Here is a 21,789-nt window from a genome sequence, read left to right as displayed (position 1 = left end):
GTTTTTTTCAAAAAACTCCGTCCCCGTTGACATTTTTCCTACAATTCAAACACTTCCAGATCATCCGGCACATATAGATTACCATGGTAGTATCTTCTACCCTCTTCTGTATACAATTTCTTTCTCTCGCTCAGATGTGTCTCTTCCGTATGATATAGCAGAAGATTCGGAACGCCCAGTTCTTCTGCCAATTGGCAGGCTTCTTTTACCGTACTATGATGCTTTTCGTAAGGCTTAAATTTATCTGCCTCATCAAACAGGCAGAATGCTTCATGGAGAAGCCAGGTGCTTCCTTTCACGTATTCATAATTCGCTTCATTGTATGGTTCATCTCCCACACAGGTAAACTTATCCCCATTTTCCACCGTCATAGTAAAGCCAAACTGCTTTGCTTTTGTGGACATGATATCAAAAAATGTCACGGTTTTTCCAAGGATTTCGCGTTTATCCCCATTTTCCACTACATCAAACTGAATTCTTTCCCCCATGTGTTTACAGACCTTTTGCTGAATGGTCAGGTTCGCAATTGTCTGAATCTTCTCAGCCAATTCTTTATGACAATAAATTCGTAAATCCCCGTCATATTTCCCCTGGTTCATCCGCTGTCCAATCATACGAATCAGCCAGATCACTCCCAACACATGATCAATGTGTTCGTGGGTCACAAAAAGATCGTGAATCTCTCCCAGTTCAATTCCAGTATCCCTCAAAACTTTCAGAATCCGGTTTCCGCCTCCTGCGTCCACCAGGAAACATCTCTTCTCCTCATCCGTCAACGCAAAACAAGTATTATAACATTCTGATACCGTTGCATTTCCCGTTCCCAGTATTGTCAACTTCATCTTTCTCCGCCTCCTTTTATCTTAAAACCTTTTTATTCGTTTTCCTAATTCGGAAAAACCGCCATCACATAAGTAATGGCGGTTTTACATACACATTCGTATCAATATTAGTCCTGTACGTATGGCATTAATGCAATGTGACGAGCTCTCTTAATTGCTACTGTCAATGCTCTCTGATGCTTTGCACAGTTTCCTGTAATTCTTCTTGGAAGAATTTTTCCTCTTTCAGAGATGTATTTTCTTAATTTTGCTACATCCTTGTAATCGATTTCGTTATTCTCTTTTCCACAGAATACGCATACTTTTTTTCTTCTGCGTCCGCCGCCTCTTCTCTTGAAGCCGCCTTCTGGACGATTTCCTTTATCGTAAGCCATCTTGCTTTACCTCCTGAATCTTAGTTGAACGGTAATTCTTCATCAATTCCATCTGGAATATTCATGAAGCCGTCACCCGCGTCAGATACTGGTGCTGGTGCCGGTGATGGAGCAGCATGGAAACTTCCCACATTGGCATCGCTCGCAGCTTTGCTCTCTGCGAATTCCTGTTCTTCTACAACAACTTCTGTTGTATACACCTTCACGCCATCCTTGTTCGTATAGCTTCCCGTCTGAATGCGTCCGCAAATTGTAACGCGAAGTCCCTGACGATAATATCTCTCAGCATGTTCTGCCTGTCTTCCAAAGGCCACGCAGTTAATAAAATCTGCACTCGCCTCTCCATCACGCTTAAATCTGCGGTCAACAGCCAGGGTATATCTTGCAATCGCCAAAGGATTTTCTCCCTGTGAATATCTCACTTCAGGATCTCTTGTTAAGCGTCCCATCAAAATTACTTTATTCATATAAATACCTCTTCTTCCTGCTTATGCTTCCTGTCTAACGCATAAATATCTGAGCACGTTGTCCATGATGCGAATTCTCTGTTCGATTTCGCCTGGAGTCTCAGCATCAGACTCGAAGTGGATGAAATAGTAATATGCTTCTTTCATCTTCTGAATCTCGTAAGCTAATCTCTTCTTACCCCATTCATCGACATCAGAGATCTTGCCACCGAAACGCTCTACTAAAGCCTTTACTTTTTCGATAACCTGAGCTCTCTCGTCATCTTCGATTTTTGCACTGACAACAACAGCTAATTCATATTTGTTCATGTCGTCTGCACCTCCTTCTGGTCTTTTGGCCCCCGCTCAACTTATGTGGGAGCAAGGATTTTACTGCATTTACACACAGCAAATTTATCGTATCACAATTCAGTATAATATCATACTCTTCCATCCGTTTCAAGCTTTTTCTTTAAATCCTTTGTATTTTTCTCTACGATTCGGCGGGAAATCATAATTTGATGTCCGCATCCTCTGCATTTCAAGCGAAAATCCGCTCCAACACGCAGGATTTCCCATTCTTTGCTTCCGCATGGATGCTGCTTTTTCAACGTAACAACATCTCCAACTTCATAATTATATTGATTCATTACTTTTTCACCTGCTCTTCTTTTTCCAGAACTCCCCGCACAACAAAACGATGCTCGTCACTGGCGCTGGTACAGGTTGACAACGTCACAATCTTATCTTCTGTCGTAACCTCTACGCCAGTATCATATATAGCCACCTCTTTCGTCATATCCAAAAATGACTGATACGCTTCTTCCGACTCAAATGACGTCAAATAAGTATCCGAAGTGTCTTCCACCTGACCTACCGAATAAATATGATACGTCAGCTTTCGTCCATCCAATGTATAAATATAGAAGTACGGATTCTTTTCCCAAAATGACTTTGAATCATAATCCTGTAAGTGCCGGAACATAGACCCATCCTTCATACGGTGTCCATATATAATACTATTCTTATCCGAATAATCGGACATGTTATCCACATTCAAGAAAATAGCTCCCAGCGTATTTTCATTTGCCGTAAAGGTCGTCTTCAAATACTTTTCGTTATCCTGTCCCTGTACAATCGGATAATTAATCTGAGCCGGTTCCGGCGTAAACCGAATCCAGCCGATCGTATCCGGATTCATTTTTAAAAGCTCTTCAAAATTTACCTGAAATCCATCACCAGTCTCTTTATCCGCTTTCTTCTTATCCGTTGTCACTGCCAGTTTTCGCACTTTATCGTACTCACTGCGTCCCTCATGGTAGCCTTTGAAGATATTAAACAGCTGAAATGCTGACACGCAAAATACAATAATTGCAACAACTAAGATAATATTAAAAATCAGATTGCTCTTCTTTTTTCCTTTTTTCTCATCCGCTTTTTTCCCCGATTTCTTTCCTGATTTCTTTTCCGCTTTTTTTCCATGGGAATCTGCTTTTTGATGAATACTTCTTGACTTCGTCTCGCGTTCCGGATGAATCCTCGTCTGTTTTCTTTCCTCGTTTTTCTGCTCCGCCGTCTGTCTCGTAGTTCTTCCTTCTTCCGTCTGACCCGCCGTTCTTGCAGCTGGTCGAGTTGCCCGCTCTCCTGTCGGGCGGCTTGCTCGTTCTCCTGCCGGGCGACTTGCTCGTTCTCCTGTCGGGCGAGTTGCTCGCTCTCCTGCCGGGCGATTTACCCGTTCTCCTGCTGGTCTTGAAGCCTTCTTCGCTTCCCCTGCCGGCTGCGTCGTCTTTGGCCGATGGCTATGCTGCGCTTCTCTTGCCGCCTTAATACTGGTTCTATGCGGCACATCCTCCCTGCTTCCGCCCCCGCTTTGTGGTGCCCTTCTATTCTTATCTCTGATTTTCTCGTCTTCCTTCATATCTACTCCCCACTACTTCTGTTCCATGATTTCTACAATTGTCTTTTCCGTCTCTACCATTCCCGGAGATGCAATCATTCCCATATATTGCATGGTATCCTCCGGTGTCCTTCCATTAATCCCATGAATATGTTCAATACAAATGCCTTTTTTCGCCATATCCGCTGCTCGAAATGCTGCGTCAACCGCCACAATACCTTTCATTGCGCATCCATGATTTCCGCCATCGCAAATCATCCCCGTAAGGCCGCTCGCCATATTTTGAATTACATTCGTAAATGCCTCTTCCTCTGCGCCCTGCAAATAGGCAAGCCCGCACGCCATTCCTGTTCCCGCCGCAATTCCACAGCCGCAAAATGCCGAAAGCTTCCCGGAATACTCTTTTATATACATCGTAATCAAGTAACTAAGCGCCGTGGCTCTAAGAAGAGCTTCTTCTGACACACGCTCCTTATGCACCTTCGCATATGCATACAATGGCATCGTCGCAATAATTCCGTGAGCTCCACTTCCTGTAATACTCATTGCCGGACGGCTAAGTCCCAACACCCTGGCCTCGATCGCTCCATTACAAAGAAGCTGTGCTGTACTTTGTGCATTTTCTGAGATCAGCTCCTGCCCATTTTCCTCTAAAAGCATCGGCGTAATCGTCGTCCGCTTTGAACGAATTCCTTCCTGCAAAAGTTCCAGATTCATGGTAAATGCATCCCCGATAAATGCTATTTCTTCTGCCGGAACTTCCCGGACATAAGAAAGAATCTGCGCCAACGTATAGCGGTGAATGACCGGTGTGTCGCTACCAGCGCCCGTTCCCTTACAATCGGCTTCCGAAAAAGCTCCTGCGACTTTCGCCGGCTCTTCTTTCTCCTCTTCTTTTGCATCTTCTTTCATCTGCCAGATGCAGATTCCGTTTTTCACAATCTGTACAATATTTGTATGACTTCCACGGATACTGACCACACAGTTATCCGTCTCGGTCTCTACCCTTGCATCAATCGTGATCTCTGATCCGATGTGATCTAAAACCACCTCAACCTTTCCATCTGCAACCATCTGCTCCGCCAACACGTCATCCTTTGGCGTAACTGCATCCAGTGATTCTAATCCCTTCTTAGCATCTGCTGCCACTGCGCCAAGTGCTGCCGCATATAAATTTCCAAAATGGGAAGAATTTGGAATTCCACATGTAAATGCATTTTTATACATTCCTGAATTCAATGCTACATGGACCTTTTTCACTTCTCCCGCAACATGGCTCTTCGCACTTGCCACTGCAAATGCAATCGCTCCCGGCTCCGTCACGCCAAGCGCCGGACGCATATCCGCTCGAATCAATTCGGTTAATTCCCTCATTGCAATCCCCTTTCTACCCTTTCCGCGGGCACAGCTGCGCAAAACCTCCGGTTTTCCTCGCTCGCTTCGCTCGCCAGATCGGAAGGCATGCCTCTCTTTGCGCAAGCGCAGCCGATGCATGCCTTCCGGCCTGGCTCTGCCCTTTCCGTACATTGTAACACATCTAAAAAAAACTTTATATAATTTTCTAATAAGTTTATGCGTAGTTTATTGACTTTCCCACGTCTCATCGTATGATGGAAGATATGATAGAAATGGCTTCTTCCATTTCAGACTTGAGGAGGTTCAGACATATGAAAGATAAACTAATACGATTTATGGCCGGAAGATACGGTATTGACTCATTTGGGAAGTTCACCATCTTTACAGGATTAATCGCTGCACTTCTGTCTAACTGGATGGACAGCTTCCTGCTTTCACTGCTTGCCTGGTTCTTAATCATTTATTCTTATTATAGAATGTTTTCCAGACACACCTACAAGCGTGCTACAGAAAATCAGCAGTATCTGAGTAAAACCTATAGAATTCGCAGCTTCTTTGGACAACAGAAGAATCTGATGGCACAACGCAAAACCCATCACATCTATAAGTGTCCTACCTGCCGCCAAAAAATCCGTGTTCCAAAAGGAAAGGGACGCATTGAAATCCGCTGCCCCAAATGTAATACTACATTTATCAAAAACAGTTAGGAGAACCTGAAATGTTTGGTTATATTGCAATTAATAAGGCGGAAATGAAATTCAAAGATTTCGATATGTATCAATCCTACTACTGCGGACTTTGCAAACAGCTAAAAGAATGTTATGGCAAGAGAGGTCAGATGACTTTATCCTATGACATGACTTTTCTAGTCGTTCTGTTAACCGGATTGTATGAGCCTGACACCAGGCTTGACACAATCAGCTGTATTGCACACCCACTGGAAAAACACGCTGCCAGAACCAATTTATATACCGATTATGCAGCCGCTATCAACATGATTCTCTGCTATTACAAATGCAAGGATGACTGGGAAGACGAGCACAAGCTGAAAAGCCGTGCCGCCGCGAAAGTTCTATCCCCTTGCATTCGGGAAATCGAACAGAAATATCCCCAAAAGGTTGCTGTCGTGACCCAGAATTTGCAGGAAATTTCCAGACTTGAGAAACAGAATGAACAAAGTATCGACCGGATGGCCGGACTATTTGGAAATATTATGGCGGAATGCTTTGTCTATCAAAAAGATGAATGGGAACCTTATCTTCGGAAAATAGGATTCTTTCTTGGGAAATTTATTTACTTAATGGACGCATATGAGGATGTTGAGGACGATCTCGCATCCGGGAACTATAATCCGTTAAAAAATGATTTTCAGAATAATAAAAATTTCGCTGAAGATTGTCGAACACTCTTAACTCTGATGATGTCGGAATGTTCCAGAAGCTTCGAGAAACTTCCCATTCTCCTGCACGCCGAAATTCTCCGCAACATTCTATATTCCGGCGTGTGGTGCCGGTACACAGCAGTCACTGCCAAAAGGAAAAAGCAGCAGGAAGAAGCAGCAAATCCATCATCTGCCACCAAAAATCAGAATACAGGAGAATAAAAAATGTTAGATCCATACAGCATCTTAGGTGTATCACAAAGTGCCTCCGACGATGACATCAAAAAAGCTTACCGCTCGCTCAGCCGGAAGTATCACCCGGATGCCAATATCAATAACCCCAACAAAGATCAGGCTGAAGCCAAATTCAAAGAAGTTCAGCAAGCCTATCAACAGATTATGAAGGAACGGGAATATGGAACTTCCAATGCTTCCGGCAACTACGGTTCTTCCGGCGGATACGGCAGCTACGGCGGCGGATATGGCGACTTCGGAGACTTCGGCGGTTTTGGAACCTTCCGAGGTTTTAACGGTCAATATCAACAAGCCGGATCTGGCGCCGCAGAAAGTGAGGACGAGCTCCATATGCGGGCTGCCTTTAATTTTATTAACAGCGGACATTATCAGGAAGCTCTGAACCTGCTAAATCCTATCACTAGGCGAAATGCGCTCTGGTATTACTACAGCGCGCTTGCCAACTCCGGTGCAGGTAATAACGTTATCGCCCTGCAGCACGCAAAAGAAGCTCTTCGGCTGGAACCGGACAACATGCAGTATCAAATGCTTGTGAACCGATTTGAGCGCGGCGGCATCTGGTATCAGGAACAACAAGGACCTTATCAGACAACCTTTACCGGCGGCGGAAATTTCTGCATGAAGCTTTGCATCGCCAATCTGGTCTGCAATCTCTGCTGCGGAGGCGGCGGTCTTTGCTGCGGAGGCGGAGTTCCAACCGGCGGAAATTATATCTAAAACAGAGAGGAGTGATCTTCCATGTTAGATTATCTTGTACTATATCAAAGCGAAACAGGCAATACCCGGAAGCTTGCTGCTACTATTTTTTCGCGCCTTCCGGGCAACTCAAAAGACCTGATCGATATCACCACTGATAAAACTATCCCGGAAGCCAAAATCTATTTCATAGGCTTCTGCGTTCATCAGGGTACCTGCAGCATGACCGTCAGCGATTTCCTAAGCAGCTTAAGCGGCAAGCAAATCGCTCTGTTCGGCACCTGCGGAATGGGCGATTCCCCAGAATACTACCAGGCTATCTCCTGCAGCGTCAGCGCCTGGATTGAATCTGACAATCAGTATCTGGGTTCTTTCCTTTGCCAAGGGCGGATGCCTCAACAAGTACGCAAAAAATATGAAACGCTCCGCACACCGGAAAACGCCGAAAAAATGGATTTTTGCATCCGCAATTTCGACGATGCCCTCACCCATCCGGATAGCCTGGATTTTGAACATGCGAAGGTATTTGTGGATAGAATATTAAAGTTAATTGGGGACGGAGTTTTTTGAAAAAACCTCCGTCCCCAATTAACTTTTACCCTGTCCCTAAATAGGCAATTCTAAATAAATATCTCTTCCTTCTTTAATAGAAATTACAACTTTTCCATGTTTAATTGTAGTCACTGCCCCTTCCACAGACACTACCGGAGCCTCTGCCGGGGACTCTTCCTTAGGTTCTTCTGCGGACACTTCCTGGATTCCCTCCACATTATCCACAGTCAATGGGGAAAGTGAATCACTCGTCTTTGTAAGCTTTGCTCCCAGGACTTGCTCAATTGTTAAACAGCCCTCCAAATTCAACAACCCAGAATCAACCAACTCATCAAAGATCGCCGGATCTTCTAAGTTCGCCGGTTCAATCGTGATTCCCGCTTCTGCTCTGCAGCATAATACCGCCGGATCCTTTGCATGATTTTTCGCTGTTTCCGCTGTAATAGACATACTAATTACCTCCTCTATTTTATACACTAGTTTCAGTATATCGACCACACACGCAAAAAGCCAATTGATTTTTAGTATATCTGTTAGTACTTATTATGATGTTCTATACTACATTGGGGACGGAGTTTTTTTCATTTGTACACGTCCCCAATTAACTTTCACCCTGTCCCTAAACAGGCAACTCTACAATATTATTTTTTTCTTTTTGCCCGCACTGCCATTCCAGCTCCGAACATCGCCAGAATTAACAGCACACCCCAGGAAACAACATTAGCCGAATCTCCGGTTTTCACCGTACCATTTCCACTTCCGCCATCTCCCTGGCTATTACCGCTGCCGCCTTGATTACCTTCATTATTTTGACCATCTCCAGCATCCGGTACTACAACCGTTAGTTTTGCACAAGCCTCTCCGCCGTCGCTATAAACAAATGCAACCGTATAAACACCTTCCGCGAGGCTGTCTAAATACTCCGGTCGAACTAGGATTGTCATATTTTCTGCATCAAAGGTATATTGAGATGGGTCAACTACGACACCGCTTATCTCTAAATGATCAAACTTACCTTTACTGATTTTAAATGTAAGACCTTCTTTCGAGCCTCGTGTCCACTTGCTGTCGCTTCCTTCCAGCACCTTATAACCTTCATTCTCCTTTAATTTCAGATTCTCCAGTGCATCTTCCAGCATTTTTACGGCTTTTGCAATCTCGCTCTCTGTTGCCTCCTGATCATCATAGACTTTCTGTGCTTCAGAGAATGCTTCCTGCATCTTTTCTACTGTTTCTTCTGTATACTTAGAAACCTCTACCTTAGACGCCCGCTCAATTACTTCTGCCAGCTTGCTCTTATCTGGCGCCGTTGCTTTCTTTTCTGTAAACTGCCATTCATCGATGCTCATCAGATTATCTTCCTTGGAATCTCCGTTAAACACAAAGAAAACATTATGTGTTCCTGTCAGGCCTTTTACTTCGCAGCTTAACTCCTTCCAGGATCCATCTCCTGCTGGAATGTCAAGTGTTCCCACCACTTCTCCATCCGGTGAATCAACTCTAAGCTCTATCGTTCCTCCTGCCTCAGATGCAACTTTCGCTGTGAAGGATGCTGCTCCCTCCATTCCAAAATCTGCACCGGCCACTGCTGCCCAGTCTCCAGGGTTAATACCGGTTACTTTTCTATTGTTTACCGCTGAAAGTCCATTTCCTTTTTCTTCACAGTCTTCCACCTGTATTCCAGACTGCCATGCAATGGTTTCTCCTGCAGTCTTGGCATATGGATCTATTGTGTGAAGCTGGCTGATTCCTTCGCGATCGGCAATAATTTCCTTAATGCCTCCGTCTGCATAATAGAATACCTCATTAATATGTGTGGATCGATATCCTTTCTCAATACCCATTGCCTGACCCAGCGTCTGTGCATGATAGGTGATATAGGATTTTCCGTCAAAGTTAAAAATAGCATGATGATTGTTGCCGCCTACACCAAAGTATGTATGCGGATTCTGCAGAATTTCTCCCTTGTACTCATATGGTCCCATCGGATTATCACTTACCATATAGCAAATGTTTCCATATCCCGGATATCCTGCTATCGCTGAATGATCACCCGCAAAATTAGAACAATAGGTATAATAATACTGGTCATTAACCTTGTGAATGCCACCATCCTCAAACATACACGGTGCATCGATCATCACAGCTTCGCCTTCAACGCTGGTCATATCATCTCCCAGCTTCATCACTCTTGCCGTCTTTGGATTCAGGCAGCTTGCATTATCCTTGTCGTTTGGAATTCCTCCGCCGAACACTAAATATCCAGTTCCATCATCATCCACCATAACAGCCGGATCAAAAATCCAGGTAACTCCCTGTGCTCCTGGTGTGCTGGCATCTACAAGTGCTTTTCCATTTGGATCTCTAAATGGTCCCACCGGAGAGTCTCCCTCGAGCACTCCGATGCCGCCTCCGCCATTACAGAAATACAGGAAGAATTTATCTTCTCCATTAATTTTCTTATAAGCTGCTGCCGGAGCCCAGGAATTATTTGCCCATTTAGCCACTCCATTTTCTCCCGCCACCTGAACAAATCCATGATCTGTCCAGTTCACCATATCTGCGGAAGAAACCACATGCAACTTATTAATCTTACTGTATGTATTATCAATCAAATTTCCTTCGGCATCATACTCGAACTGGTCGGCTGTCATATATAAGTAAACCCGGCCATCATAAGTAAGCGCAAATGGATCCGCTCCAAAATCATAATCAATAACTGGATTTGAGTAGCCTGGGATTTTTGCCAATGCACTCGTTTTCAGCTTTGTCATAGAGATATTGGACACTGCCTGGTCTACATTGTAGCTTACATTTCCTCCTGCCACTTTTACATAGTCTGTACGCACTGTTACCGTCTTATCTTCGGTAAGATAATCCGCTAATCGCAATGTTACCGTTGCAAATTCCTGTCCTTCTGTATTGTTGTAATCAACTTTATCCCCTGTAACTGAAAGAACCAGTCGTCCATTCAAGTAAGAATAAGAAGTATTTCCTGATACATTTTTGTCCTGGAAAGCAACATCTGCCACTCGGAATTCTTCTGGAATATTCATAGACATCTCAATTCCGGAATACTCTCCATCCGGAAGTGCGTCCATTTGAATCGGGAGCTTCACCTCTGCATTTGCAATTCCTGATACTCCTTCGATATCCTCTAACGATACATTCAATCCTGTCGGCGCACTTTCTTCTCCCATATCTCCCACGTGGAAATAATCAAAATCTGCATATCCACCGGCTTCTATAGTCGCATAATTAAATAATCCGAAGCGATATCCCATGAAATGCGGAAGCGTATATGCCATCTGCAGAGTATCGCCAATCTGAGACCACTCTTTTCCGTCCAGGCTATAAAAGAATACCGCTTTATCCGTCTTCTGTTTAAAGTCCATATCTGCACGCAAATAAACTCTCTCTACAGAAGGATCAAGTTCTACCCGTTCGATCTCATTTCCATTTGGGTTATCATCACTTTCCGTCTTCACCATAACCAAATATTTGGTTCCGCCTTCCATCTTGACTCCGACGTATCCATAATGCTTTTGGAATGCAGCAAGACCTGCTACATCACCATTTTTCATGCCTGAAACCTCCAAAGCCACATCGCCGGAACAAGCTGGTCCATATGTTCGCTGTGTCAAAGTATTTCGAGCTTCAACAATATTCGTCACAACATTTCCCGTTGTCAGACGCAGATAACCATTTCTCTCTGTCAATGACCAGTTATTATTATTTGGATTGTGATTCCACTGCCATTCCAGCTTCAAATTTGATCCATTATAATCGTTCTCGCCATTTTCAATCTGCTCTTCTTTTGGTTCTTCGACAATTGAGACATCATCTACATAGAAATCCATTAAATCCTTCCGCTTATCCTGTTCTACTGTCCATGTCGTCTCAAGAAATGCACAGACATCTGACATATCTGCATCTGCCGGAATCTTGTAGCTTCCTTCTATCAGTGTCCATTCATTTTTCTTTACCGTTGCAATTTGGGCATTTTTAAACGTTCCATCTCCGTAACGGAAGGTAAATGCAAAATCTCTGCTGTCTGGTCCTGATGTATATTTTACTTTCGCAGCAACCTTATACTTTCTGCCTGCATTCACCTTACCTGTCAAGTTCTGCATCGGACCATTTCCTGTTGCCACTCTGTCTTTTGCCAATACACTGTATGTTCCTGATGCTGCATCTGTATCTGTAACTTCTAAGTTCCCTTTGCCATCCTGCATCTGCCATGGGGCTAAACCAGATTCAAATCCACCGTTTTCAATAATACCGTAATTCGCTTCATAACTGCAGGATACGTCATCCACATAAAAATCCATCAGATCCTTGTCCTTGGAAGGCTCTGGTACCCATCCTGTCTCAACAAAAAGTCCACTATAAGACATATCTGCATTGGCCGGAATCGTACAGCTTCCCTGAATTGTCGTCCACTCTCCTTTTTTCACTTCGGCTGTGGCCGCAATTTCAATTCCATCCCATACATTTCCATCTTTATTATTCTGAATGCAAATATTAAAAGTCCTAACGTCTGGCCCTTCATCATACTTTACTTTGGCGCTGACATTGACTTTCTGTCCAGCCTTTATTTTGCCGGTAATCACCTGCTTTGGACCTGATGCGGTCAACGTTCTATCCGTCACTTTTACAGCCTTTTCTCCACTTACAATCACATCTGTTACTTCCGTAAGTGTTCCCGGCTGCTGTGTTGTCCAGCCTTTCGTTCCTTCTTCAAATCCGCCGTTTTTCAGCACTTCGACTATTTCTTTCTCTGCCTTATTTTCTTTATTCTTCACTGCCTTTTTTGGCTCTTCAGAAGATTGAACAACCGCATCTTTATCCGAATAAACTTTTCTGGTTTCTCCATTATAGAATTCATCGGATACTACAATATTCTTCTCATCACTTGAGACTCCCGGAATCTTCATAACTGATTCTGCTTTGCCATTCTCATCACCAAACACCGGCCAGCCATCTTTCCATTCCACCGGAACCAGCACCGGAACTCTTCCGACTGATCCGTGATCCTGGAATAAATATGAATACCACTTTCCGTCTTTCGTCTCTACAACTCCGCCCTGGGCAACCCCAGCTTCATCCATCTTGCCATCGAACTCTAAGCCTGAATCAAAGATCTTTCTGCTCTCCCAGCCTTTTGAATCAAGCGTTTTCGATCTCCAGCAGATCTCCTGGCGGCGTCCGCCGCTTGGCCATTGAATCATAAACAGATAGTAATAATCCCCGATCTGATATGCGTGAATTCCTTCTGAAACATAATTTACCGCACCATTAACCGGATTTCCTTCGTTATCAAGTGCTGTATGTTTAATTAATGTAGATTCTTCTCCAAAAGAAATATCTCCATTTTCATCTTCTGACAATTCTCGGCAAAGAGCGGTACCGCTTCCATACACTACATACATCTTGTCTTCTGTCGTAAGAAGAGAAATGTCATGAAGATATCCCTTAAACTCTGACTTATGCCATGGTCCATTTTCAATATCCGCCGTAGAGTAGATATACGTCTTTCCCGTACTTAAGCTTGCAAAAGTCACATAGTATTTTTCTTTAAAATACCGAAGACTTGCTGCCCATGAACCATTTCCGTAATCGCTTTCTCCATTTCTCAACGCCAGCTTGTCTTCATCTCCCAAGGTATCATAGACATAATTGACAATTTCCCAATTAACCATGTCCGTAGATTTCATAACTGGGCATCCTGGAGACAAATGCATGGTTGTGCTTACCATATAATAAGCGTCTCCCACACGGATTACATCCAAATCTGGAACATCTGCATAAATAACCGGATTTGTAAACGTTCCATCTCCATTATCCGAAGACGAAGACGCTTCCAAATAATTTACGGGGAGTAAACTACATATCATGGCTAGAATAAGCAGAATACTCGCCACCCCCCAGTATTTTCTCTTTCTTTTCATCCTTTTTCCTCCTTTTCCTCCTTTTATAAAAAAAATTTCATTTTATATCTACAATAGCACCGGGCTATTTTATTTTAAATAGATTTTTTTTGGAAGTTTTTTCATTTTTTTTGTGATTCAAAGAATTTAAAATTTCCGTTAGATTTAGTTAGATTCTTTCCTTAAATATATAAAAAGAGACCAAAATCTCCTCTAAAGATTTTGGTCTCTTTTTAAAGGCGCCAACCAGATTTGAACTGGTGATGAAGGTGTTGCAGACCTCTGCCTTACCACTTGGCTATGGCGCCTTGCTACCGACCTCTTTAGTATAGCAAATCTTTATAACATAGTCAAGTTTAACCTCTTCTATTTTCTATATAAATACTATTTTTCTTTTTCCAACGCCTGACGTGTCTTATATACATTCTCAATAAATACATCCTGCATTTTCAGCGCAATTTTCGTCACAACTACGTCCATGATCGCGATCATCGCTATTCTTCCATTAGTATATGTGAACTCATTACTTTTAATACCGATTCTTCAACCCTTTTACAACTCAAACTTCCCCGCCAGCCGCTTCCACGTCGGCTCTGCCTCAAACTTTCTGTCAAACCATTTCCCATACCAGCCGATCAACATCCCATTGCATCCCGCAAGTACAACCGTTCCGGGGCCGATCCCTTCTATTTTATGAAGAAGCAGCAACGATACCACGATCACCACCATACAGAACACAACAAATAATAGCCCCTGTACAATATACTCTGCCTGTCCAAATGTAAGAAAATCAAACTTTAAACTAACGATATAAGCCGGCGCAACTACCATGGACAATCCAAAATCCGCCGCTGTCAGCATTGCTGTTGCAAGTGCTAAAATCACCGTCCCAATCAAATAGACAATTTCACTGCTGATCTTCCATTTTTTCATAAGCATATCCCCATAAATTCTCTCACTGGTTCCTGCTTCATCATATCATCCGCCCATCCTGTTGCACAAGAAAAAACACGGAAATCTTTTTCAAGATTTCCGTGTTCCTCAAGAGGCGCCAACCAGATTTGAACTGGTGATGAAGGTGTTGCAGACCTCTGCCTTACCACTTGGCTATGGCGCCAAATGACTCCAACGGGAATCGAACCCGTGTTACCGCCGTGAAAGGGCGATGTCTTAACCGCTTGACCATGGAGCCATATATTTTATTCTTAAAACGTGACCGTGTTATACTATAACATAAGTTCTATATATTTGCAAGATGTTTTTTACATTTTATTTGTATTTCTTGATTTTTTTATGCGCTTCCATTTTATTTTCGATTGACAAACCTCCATAAATTCGATATGTTGAAAGCAGATTCGATTTATAGAAGGAGTTCTGATTATGAAATCACTAGTATTAGCAGAAAAACCATCCGTTGCCCGCGATATCGCACGAGTGCTGAGCTGCCACAAAGCTCTGCCTGGCGCAATCGAAGGCAGTAAATATATTGTAACCTGGGCTCTTGGCCACCTTGTAACACTGGCAGACCCGGAAGAATACGACAAGCAATTCAAAGAGTGGAATCTTTCTTATCTCCCTATGATTCCCGATCACTGGAAGCTGGTAACCATCAAACAGACATCCAAGCAGTTTCAGCATGTGAAATCTCAACTTTTCCGCAAGGATGTCTCAGAAATTATTATCGCAACAGATGCCGGACGCGAAGGAGAGCTTGTCGCAAGATGGATTCTTGAGAAAACCGGCTGTCATAAACCCATCAAACGTTTGTGGATCTCTTCTGTCACGGATAAAGCAATTCGGGAAGGCTTTGCGAATTTAAAGGATGGCCGCCAATACAACAATCTTTATTCTGCCGCTAAAAGCCGTGCCGAAGCTGATTGGCTGGTTGGTATCAACGCAACCCGCGCGCTGACCTGCAAATATAATGCGCAGCTTTCCTGCGGACGTGTTCAGACGCCTACTCTTGCTATGATTGCCAAACGCGAGGATGAGATCCGTTCTTTTCAGCCTCAGGAATATTATGGTCTGAAAGCGGTCACTGACGCGGCTTCCTTTTCCTGGCAGGATTCTAAGCATGGAACGTCCCGTTCTTTTCATAAAGAGAGGATTCAAAATCTGCAGTCACTTATAAACCACTCCGATCTTACCATCACCGATGTGCAGAAAAAAGCAAAAAAGATTCCCGCTCCCGGTCTCTATGATCTGACAGAACTTCAAAGAGATGCCAACAGACGCTTTGGATTTTCTGCCAAACAGACACTGAACATTATGCAGCGTCTATATGAAAACCACAAGGTTCTGACTTATCCTCGAACGGATTCTCGTTATATTGGAAATGATATTGTTCCGACCCTCAAAGAACGGTTAAAAGCCTGCAATACAGGACCTTACAAAGCTTATATTCCAGCGCTTCTAAAAGCCCCTTTGAAAACCTCGAAAGCATTTGTCGATGACAGCAAGGTCAGTGATCACCATGCAATCATACCTACCGAAGAATCCGTTCCACTGACACATATGACGAACGAAGAGCGGAAAATTTATGATTTAGTCGTACGCAGATTTATCAGTGTTTTCTACCCGGCATCCGAATATGAACAGACGACCATCAAAGCATCTGTCAATGGAGAAACATTTACTGCTAAGGGACAGGTCGTTCTTGCCGCTGGCTGGAAAGCCGTCTATGAAAGTCTGGACCTTCCCGACTGGGAAGATGATTCTGACAGTGATTTTCCTGATGACAAAGAAGCGCAAAGCAGTTCTCTCCAAAGGCTCCCCAAGCTGACGAAAGGTGATACTCTTTCCATACGCAGGCTATCTATGACCACCGGGAAGACAACTCCTCCGGCAAGATTTACAGAAGGTACTCTTTTATCCGCCATGGAAAATCCCGTAAAATATATGGAGTCTAAGGATGCGCAGGCTCGCAAAACCCTCGGTGAAACAGGCGGCCTTGGAACCGTTGCCACTAGAGCTGATATTATCGAGAAATTATTCCACTCATTTCTGATCGAAAAGAAGGGCAGCGAACTTCTAATCACTTCCAAAGGACGCCAGCTTTTAGAGCTTGTTCCTGAAGATCTTAAAAAGCCGGAACTGACTGCCAAATGGGAAATGAAGCTGTCTAAAATCGCTCAAGGATCCCAAAAGGATCGAGCCTTTATTGAAGAAATCCAAACCTATACAAAGGAACTGATTTCCGAAATCAAGACAGCTGACGGAACCTTCCGCCACGATAATTTAACCAACAGCAAATGTCCTCGCTGTGGAAAACGAATGCTTGCCGTCAATGGCAAAAATGCCCGCCTTCTGGTCTGCCAGGATCGTGAATGCGGCTACCGCGAAACCATCGCACGCACAAGCAATGCCCGGTGTCCAAACTGCCATAAGAAAATGGAACTGATCAAGAAGGGCGATGAAGAAACCTTTGTATGTCAGTGCGGATACAAAGAAAAACTGTCCGCTTTCAAAAAACGACGGGAAAAAGAAGGCGCCGGTGTTTCCAAAAAGGATGTTCAAAAATATCTGAAGAAACAAAAGGATGAACCCATCAATAACGCTTTTGCCCAGGCTTTATCTGGAATTAAACTAGACTAATGCATACAGCCTTCAGGAGGAAACACATTCTCCTGAAGGCTGTTGTTCTTAACGTTCTATTTTTTTAATTTTGAATAATAGGAATCCGCAGTATATAATGCTGCCGCCGGATTATGACCCAGCACTCTATCCTTCGTTACGGCAGTCGTTGTTAACGCTTCCGCATATTTATAAAATAAGCTGTCATGCCCCACGCACAAACCAACCACCACATTTAGATCCGTCTTCGCTGCATTCAGCATCTTTGCCTGAAGAATTGGATTACACATATTCTCCCCTACACAATTACATCTTTCCGGAATTCCTACAGAAGTCTTTTTCTGTACTCCTGCTTTACAGGTAATTCCAAATACCTCAAATCCCCGATTTCTTAAAATAGATGCTAATATTCTGCTCTCCTTCAGCAAGCCAACACAGGTCGCAATACCGATCTTCTTGGCTCCTATCTTTTCGGCAAATGCAATAATTTCCTCTACCCTTGTATACTGACAGTAATGATCTGCCTCCACCTCTGCTGCGGCGACCATGACCTTATGATTCTCATCCTCTGTATAGCATCTCATGGCTCCTTCCAATATCTGTTCATCCATATGAGTCGTCAAACAGAATTCTGGATATTTGCTGTCCATTTTATCACAGTTTTTTACTGCGCAATCAATACATGACATTTCCGTCTTTTCCATTTCTTTTTCCTTCCTTTCCTCTTTTCTTTTGTTTTCTCTTTTTTGTTTCCGTGCATGACTATTTTCTTTATTCTTTGAGAAATCACTAATTTCCCGTGATTGATGTCAGCCCTCCCTTCTGCATTTCATACGCAACGATTAAATCCACCACCTTGTCATAACTTTTTACGCCATCACTCTGGCCATTTGCTTTCAAGTACGTATCATTAACCTGATTTGCCACTTCCGCCACTTTCGTATCATATTTTCCCCAAAACTTGCTATTTTCCTCCAAATCAACCTCTGTCTGAGGCGATAACTCTGCACGAATCGTTTCCCAGGAATCATACTCCACTTGATAAAGTACATTCATACAATAAATCCACCCCATCAAAGATCCACTGTATTGAAACTCCTTATAATCCGACTGACTGGACGAAAGATATGCAATAAAATTCGCCTCTTCCTCCTGCATAAATCCACGAAGATGGGAGAGTTCATGGCATGCTGTAAAAGGAATATTATAAGCTGGCATCTCCGTATTATAATTGGCTTCAACGGTAAACGGAGAATATACTCCTGTCAAATTCTGTATCGATAAAATCCAAGGAAACAGAAGCCCCTTCGGCTTTGGATAACAGCCGGAAAGTACTTCATATACTTTCCCCTGCGCTTCCATCGTTTCCACCACCTGTCGGTCTATCTCCTCTGAAAGGATCATAGTTCCATCCTCCCCGCGCGATACTTGATTTGCAGTTTCATTGACCTTTTTTGTCAGTTTTCGACATACCGTCTTTAAATCTTCCACCGTATAAGATGGAATTTCCAACCCAATATTTTCCGCAAAGGATTCCCGCTGATAATTCACACCGCAATTTACCACATATAAAAAATACAGTACCGACATCAGGAAAAAAACACTTCTTCCTCCAGTCCTCCTCTTATAAGTACCGAAAATTCTTCTAACGAATTGATAAAGAGCCGCAAAAATCAAAAGGTACAGCAGACTTTCTGATACAGAAATCGGTATCATTCCCATTGCTCTTCCAATTACATTTACAACTCCCTGATAAATGTGTACACTATACCAATGTGCAAACTCACTTGAACATCTGGCTGTTATTATTAAAGCAGACGCTGATAATATCAAACAGATACTCCATTGATTCATTCTGCTTTTCATCCATTCCTGCATCCACCTACTCCTATTCTAACTCCTGTAATACGCTATCCATTCACTCTGCGGCACACTGCCAAATCCGTCCTCCTGAAGCTTTTAATTTCCCATGAAGCGGAATCGTAATCGGATCCTTAATATGACCTGCCCGCACGTTTGCAATAATTGGAATGTCAATTCCTTCTAATGCATCCTGTACCAATGCCATCGCACTTCCCGGTCGCCCTTTCGTGTCACAATCCGTTAAAGCGCCAATCAAAATCCCCTTCACATCTTGTAGCTTTCCAGCCATCCGAAGCTGTGAAAGCATTCCATGAAGCCGATATGGCATTTCTCCTACTTCTTCCAAAAATAAAACTTTACCCTTCGTATCAATCTCGTATTCCGTTCCCATTAGTCGACTAACAAGGGTCATGTTGCCACCCGTTACAATCCCTTCAAAATCTCCTTCCCGAAGGACCTGAAAATCTTCCCCATTCAGATTTTTTAGTTCACGCTCCCGCTCCACGTTTTCGATTTTATCCCAGAATTGCTCGAAAGCTTCCGCTGTCGTTGGCCGTTTCTCGCTATAAAGCGCAGGGCTATGATAGGTCACAAGCCCTGATTTTTGGCCAATAGCCAAATGCATCGCTGTAATATCACTAAAACCGGTAAAAACCTGCCGATTCTTTTTGATTGCATCATAATCTAAATAATCCAAAAGGGACATGGTTCCATATCCACCCCAGATACAAAAAATCCCCCCGCAGTTTTCATCTTGAAAAATCCGGTTCAGCTTTCCTGCCCGTTCTATCGGCGTCCCATGACGAAATGCCATATCATCAGCGACCCTTACTTGCAGACCCTTTCCTTCTAAAAAAGAAACCGCCGCATCAACTCCAGCCTCCGTATATGCATTTGCCGGATCAATCAGACACACCTGATCTCCTTTTTGTAATGATCTCGGATAAATAATCTCCTGCATAAATAAACCTATCCTTTCTTTTTCACAACTTCTCTACCTGAAAGCTTTGTTGATTTTTCCTGAAAGCTTATCTATTATCTAGATATTTGATAAACTCTTTTACTGCTTTAGAACATTGCCTTTTATCAGGCATAGCAATACCGATTTTCCGATAAGCGGCATTTCCAGCTTTTTTATCACAATTCGATAAGGAATTCTTTGAAGAACTAAACTAGGTAATATACTAATACCAAGTCCTGCTTCAACCATCGACATAATGGCATAATCATCCCATGTTGTAAACCTTATATCCGGTTTTAATTGGTTCTTTCTAAAAATATCCGAGACAACAATATTTTTATCTTTTTCAAGCAATAGAAAAGGCTCCTTACACAATGCAGCCATAGGAAATACATCTGCCTCTGCCATCGGATGCGCTTCCGGGAGCACAACCATTAATTCATCCTGTGCAAGAAACATAGTCTCAAACTGTGACAGCGTCGGCAGCCTTAAAAATCCAAAGTCTACACGTCTCTCAATAATCCATTTCTCAATTTCTGTATAGTCTCCTAAAAGAATCTCATATTCAATCTGCGAATAATCATTCTGAAAAGCTTTTATCACCTTGGGGAGCCAATGTGTCGCCACACTGGAGAAAGTACCAATGCGAATAAGCCCTGCTTTCAAACCATGTAAATCGTCTACCTTAGTTTGTAATTTTTCATATTCTGCACAGAGACTCATCGCATAGGGCACAGCTCCTTTCCATCAGAAGTCAGCTGAACTCCAGCGCGGTTCCGTTCCAACAAAGTCACATTCCATTCCTTTTCCAGATCAGAAATCATACGACTGATTCCAGACTGGGAATAATTTAGTACCGCAGCAGCTTTTGTAAAATTTTTATATTCTACGGCTTTTACAAAAGCCAAATATTTTTGCAAATTTACATCCATAAAATATATTTCCTTTATTTAAGTTGAAAGCATGTATATAGGATGAGAATTATTCGTTTTTATTATCTATGAAATTATGCTACACTATTAACAAGTCATAGCGCAATGACAAATTTTTATGTTTATACGGAGAAGAAAAATGTTTTATATTAGCGAAATTATGACAACAGCACCTGACGAATATAAGAACCATCTGCAGCAGGAGACTTACAAAGCCCTGGCACAGCTGAAAATCCCCTTTGATCGTGTAGACACAGATGAAGCTATTTTTTGCTCCCGCAGAACTGATGGAGGAAATGCTGGGTAATAAAATCGGTGCTGCAACCGTATTTGGAACACTTTTAGACCTGGATAGAGATGTACAGGTAATTATCGACAAAGACGTTGCAAATGAAGACTATTACGGATGCAGCGACGGAACAACTACCTGTTACCTTAAACTCCGAACTGCAGATATTATTGATAAGTTTTTACCATTTTCCAAACATAAACCCGTAATTATCGAAATACAAATACCCCTAGAAAAAGCTGCCATGTTGAGTTCTTTGAACATGGCAGCTTTTTCAAAAAAACAATTCTCTTTTTTTAAATACAGAAAAACCGCAAATGTAAAACATTTACGGTTCTTCTAGCTCCCCCTGTTGGACTTGAACCAACGACAACTCGGTTAACAGCCGAGTGCTCTACCGACTGAGCTAAGGAGGAATATTTTATTATAAAGTAAATAAAAA

At 42.9% G+C, this 21,789-nt stretch carries 21 protein-coding genes, 4 tRNA genes and 1 pseudogene; 7 read left to right on the top strand and 19 right to left on the bottom strand.

All coding sequences use genetic code 11. The features are described 5' to 3' along the window. Positions 1-38: 38 nt before the first annotated feature. The 7 genes from C0979_RS10170 to C0979_RS10140 form a co-directional block, all read right to left on the bottom strand. Positions 39-842, bottom strand: coding sequence for an MBL fold metallo-hydrolase (locus C0979_RS10170; RefSeq protein WP_101695880.1), 804 nt, complete (start codon positions 840-842; stop codon positions 39-41). Positions 843-949: 107 nt separating this feature from the next. Beyond that, entirely contained in the window at positions 950-1,216 is a 267-nt protein-coding gene (rpsR, locus tag C0979_RS10165) for a 30S ribosomal protein S18 (RefSeq protein ID WP_101695879.1), read from the bottom strand. 20 nt (positions 1,217-1,236) lie between these two features. After that, complete coding sequence (locus C0979_RS10160; RefSeq protein WP_101695878.1) at positions 1,237-1,683, bottom strand: single-stranded DNA-binding protein; 447 nt, start codon at positions 1,681-1,683, stop codon at positions 1,237-1,239. A gap of 21 nt (positions 1,684-1,704) precedes the next feature. Then, the gene (gene rpsF, locus C0979_RS10155; RefSeq protein ID WP_101695877.1) at positions 1,705-1,992 is read right to left on the bottom strand and encodes a 30S ribosomal protein S6; all 288 of its coding nucleotides are present in this window, start codon (positions 1,990-1,992) and stop codon (positions 1,705-1,707) included. Between the two features lie 110 nt (positions 1,993-2,102). Continuing rightward, positions 2,103-2,312, bottom strand: coding sequence for a DUF951 domain-containing protein (locus C0979_RS10150; protein ID WP_101695876.1), 210 nt, complete (start codon positions 2,310-2,312; stop codon positions 2,103-2,105). Continuing rightward, a complete protein-coding gene (gene srtB / locus C0979_RS12265) occupies positions 2,312-3,580 on the bottom strand; it encodes a class B sortase (protein ID WP_101695875.1) in 1,269 nt (422 codons plus the stop codon). Before srtB ends, C0979_RS10150 begins: the two co-directional genes overlap by 1 nt. 12 nt (positions 3,581-3,592) lie before the next feature. Continuing rightward, positions 3,593-4,933: an L-cysteine desulfidase family protein gene (locus C0979_RS10140; protein WP_101696012.1), complete on the bottom strand. Its 1,341-nt coding sequence runs from the start codon at positions 4,931-4,933 to the stop codon at positions 3,593-3,595. A gap of 293 nt (positions 4,934-5,226) precedes the next feature. Between C0979_RS10140 and C0979_RS10135 the strand changes: the two genes are divergently transcribed. Genes C0979_RS10135 through bilS form a run of 4 tightly spaced genes read left to right on the top strand, consistent with a single transcriptional unit; the run spans position 5,227 to position 7,817 of the window. After that, positions 5,227-5,622, top strand: coding sequence for a zinc ribbon domain-containing protein (locus tag C0979_RS10135; RefSeq protein WP_101695874.1), 396 nt, complete (start codon positions 5,227-5,229; stop codon positions 5,620-5,622). 11 nt (positions 5,623-5,633) lie between these two features. Beyond that, positions 5,634-6,518 (top strand): DUF5685 family protein, encoded by an 885-nt coding sequence (locus C0979_RS10130; protein WP_101695873.1) that lies wholly within the window; start codon positions 5,634-5,636, stop codon positions 6,516-6,518. 3 nt (positions 6,519-6,521) lie between these two features. Then, on the top strand, positions 6,522-7,268 hold the full coding sequence (locus tag C0979_RS10125; RefSeq protein WP_101695872.1) for a DnaJ domain-containing protein: 747 nt from the start codon (positions 6,522-6,524) through the stop codon (positions 7,266-7,268). Positions 7,269-7,289: 21 nt separating this feature from the next. Beyond that, positions 7,290-7,817, top strand: coding sequence for a flavodoxin family protein BilS (bilS, locus tag C0979_RS10120; RefSeq protein WP_101695871.1), 528 nt, complete (start codon positions 7,290-7,292; stop codon positions 7,815-7,817). A 155-nt stretch (positions 7,818-7,972) separates the two neighbouring features. Here the strand turns inward: bilS and C0979_RS10115 are convergent. The 6 genes and pseudogenes from C0979_RS10115 to C0979_RS10090 all read right to left on the bottom strand — a co-directional run. Further along, positions 7,973-8,249, bottom strand: a pseudogene (locus C0979_RS10115) (sugar transporter); the annotation flags it as partial. Between the two features lie 191 nt (positions 8,250-8,440). Next, positions 8,441-13,750: a family 43 glycosylhydrolase gene (locus C0979_RS10110; RefSeq protein ID WP_101695869.1), complete on the bottom strand. Its 5,310-nt coding sequence runs from the start codon at positions 13,748-13,750 to the stop codon at positions 8,441-8,443. Between the two features lie 216 nt (positions 13,751-13,966). Next, positions 13,967-14,037: transfer RNA gene (locus C0979_RS10105), tRNA-Cys, on the bottom strand. 244 nt (positions 14,038-14,281) lie between these two features. After that, complete coding sequence (locus tag C0979_RS10100; protein ID WP_101695868.1) at positions 14,282-14,662, bottom strand: DUF6198 family protein; 381 nt, start codon at positions 14,660-14,662, stop codon at positions 14,282-14,284. 113 nt (positions 14,663-14,775) lie between these two features. Beyond that, positions 14,776-14,846, bottom strand: a tRNA-Cys gene (locus tag C0979_RS10095). Between the two features lie 3 nt (positions 14,847-14,849). Beyond that, positions 14,850-14,921 (bottom strand) — tRNA-Glu (locus C0979_RS10090). A 188-nt stretch (positions 14,922-15,109) separates the two neighbouring features. On the opposite strand from C0979_RS10090, the gene C0979_RS10085 reads away from it, so the two are divergent. Further along, entirely contained in the window at positions 15,110-17,323 is a 2,214-nt protein-coding gene (locus C0979_RS10085) for a DNA topoisomerase III (protein ID WP_101695867.1), read from the top strand. A gap of 56 nt (positions 17,324-17,379) precedes the next feature. Here the strand turns inward: C0979_RS10085 and C0979_RS10080 are convergent, their stop codons facing one another. The 5 genes from C0979_RS10080 to C0979_RS12330 all read right to left on the bottom strand — a co-directional run bounded on the left by C0979_RS10080 (position 17,380) and on the right by C0979_RS12330 (position 21,058). Further along, positions 17,380-18,006 carry a DUF1847 domain-containing protein gene (locus C0979_RS10080; RefSeq protein WP_101695866.1) on the bottom strand — a complete coding sequence of 209 codons (627 nt, stop codon included), beginning with the start codon at positions 18,004-18,006 and terminating at the stop codon, positions 17,380-17,382. An 85-nt stretch (positions 18,007-18,091) separates the two neighbouring features. Beyond that, complete coding sequence (locus C0979_RS10075) at positions 18,092-19,180, bottom strand: DUF3810 domain-containing protein (RefSeq protein ID WP_101695865.1); 1,089 nt, start codon at positions 19,178-19,180, stop codon at positions 18,092-18,094. 40 nt (positions 19,181-19,220) lie between these two features. Then, positions 19,221-20,126: a S66 peptidase family protein gene (locus C0979_RS10070; protein WP_101695864.1), complete on the bottom strand. Its 906-nt coding sequence runs from the start codon at positions 20,124-20,126 to the stop codon at positions 19,221-19,223. A 99-nt stretch (positions 20,127-20,225) separates the two neighbouring features. Beyond that, a complete protein-coding gene (locus tag C0979_RS10065) occupies positions 20,226-20,849 on the bottom strand; it encodes a LysR family transcriptional regulator substrate-binding protein (RefSeq protein WP_200816261.1) in 624 nt (207 codons plus the stop codon). Continuing rightward, positions 20,846-21,058: a LysR family transcriptional regulator gene (locus C0979_RS12330; RefSeq protein WP_200816260.1), complete on the bottom strand. Its 213-nt coding sequence runs from the start codon at positions 21,056-21,058 to the stop codon at positions 20,846-20,848. Before C0979_RS12330 ends, C0979_RS10065 begins: the two co-directional genes overlap by 4 nt. A gap of 139 nt (positions 21,059-21,197) precedes the next feature. Between C0979_RS12330 and C0979_RS12150 the strand changes: the two genes are divergently transcribed. Together C0979_RS12150 and C0979_RS10060 are read left to right on the top strand one after the other, a co-directional pair. After that, the gene (locus C0979_RS12150) at positions 21,198-21,365 is read left to right on the top strand and encodes a proline--tRNA ligase (RefSeq protein WP_242962688.1); all 168 of its coding nucleotides are present in this window, start codon (positions 21,198-21,200) and stop codon (positions 21,363-21,365) included. Continuing rightward, positions 21,355-21,690, top strand: coding sequence for a YbaK/EbsC family protein (locus tag C0979_RS10060; protein WP_242962687.1), 336 nt, complete (start codon positions 21,355-21,357; stop codon positions 21,688-21,690). The genes C0979_RS12150 and C0979_RS10060 overlap by 11 nt, the downstream gene beginning before the upstream one ends. Here the strand turns inward: C0979_RS10060 and C0979_RS10055 are convergent. Next, positions 21,691-21,763, bottom strand: a tRNA-Asn gene (locus tag C0979_RS10055). It abuts the gene before it with no gap. Between the last annotated feature and the right edge of the window lie 26 nt (positions 21,764-21,789).

This window comes from Dorea phocaeensis, from assembly GCF_900240315.1.
GTDB classification, from domain to species: Bacteria; Bacillota; Clostridia; order Lachnospirales; family Lachnospiraceae; genus Dorea_B; species Dorea_B phocaeensis.
Note: the sequence above shows the minus strand (reverse complement) of the source record. Positions and strands in the feature narration are given on the sequence as shown.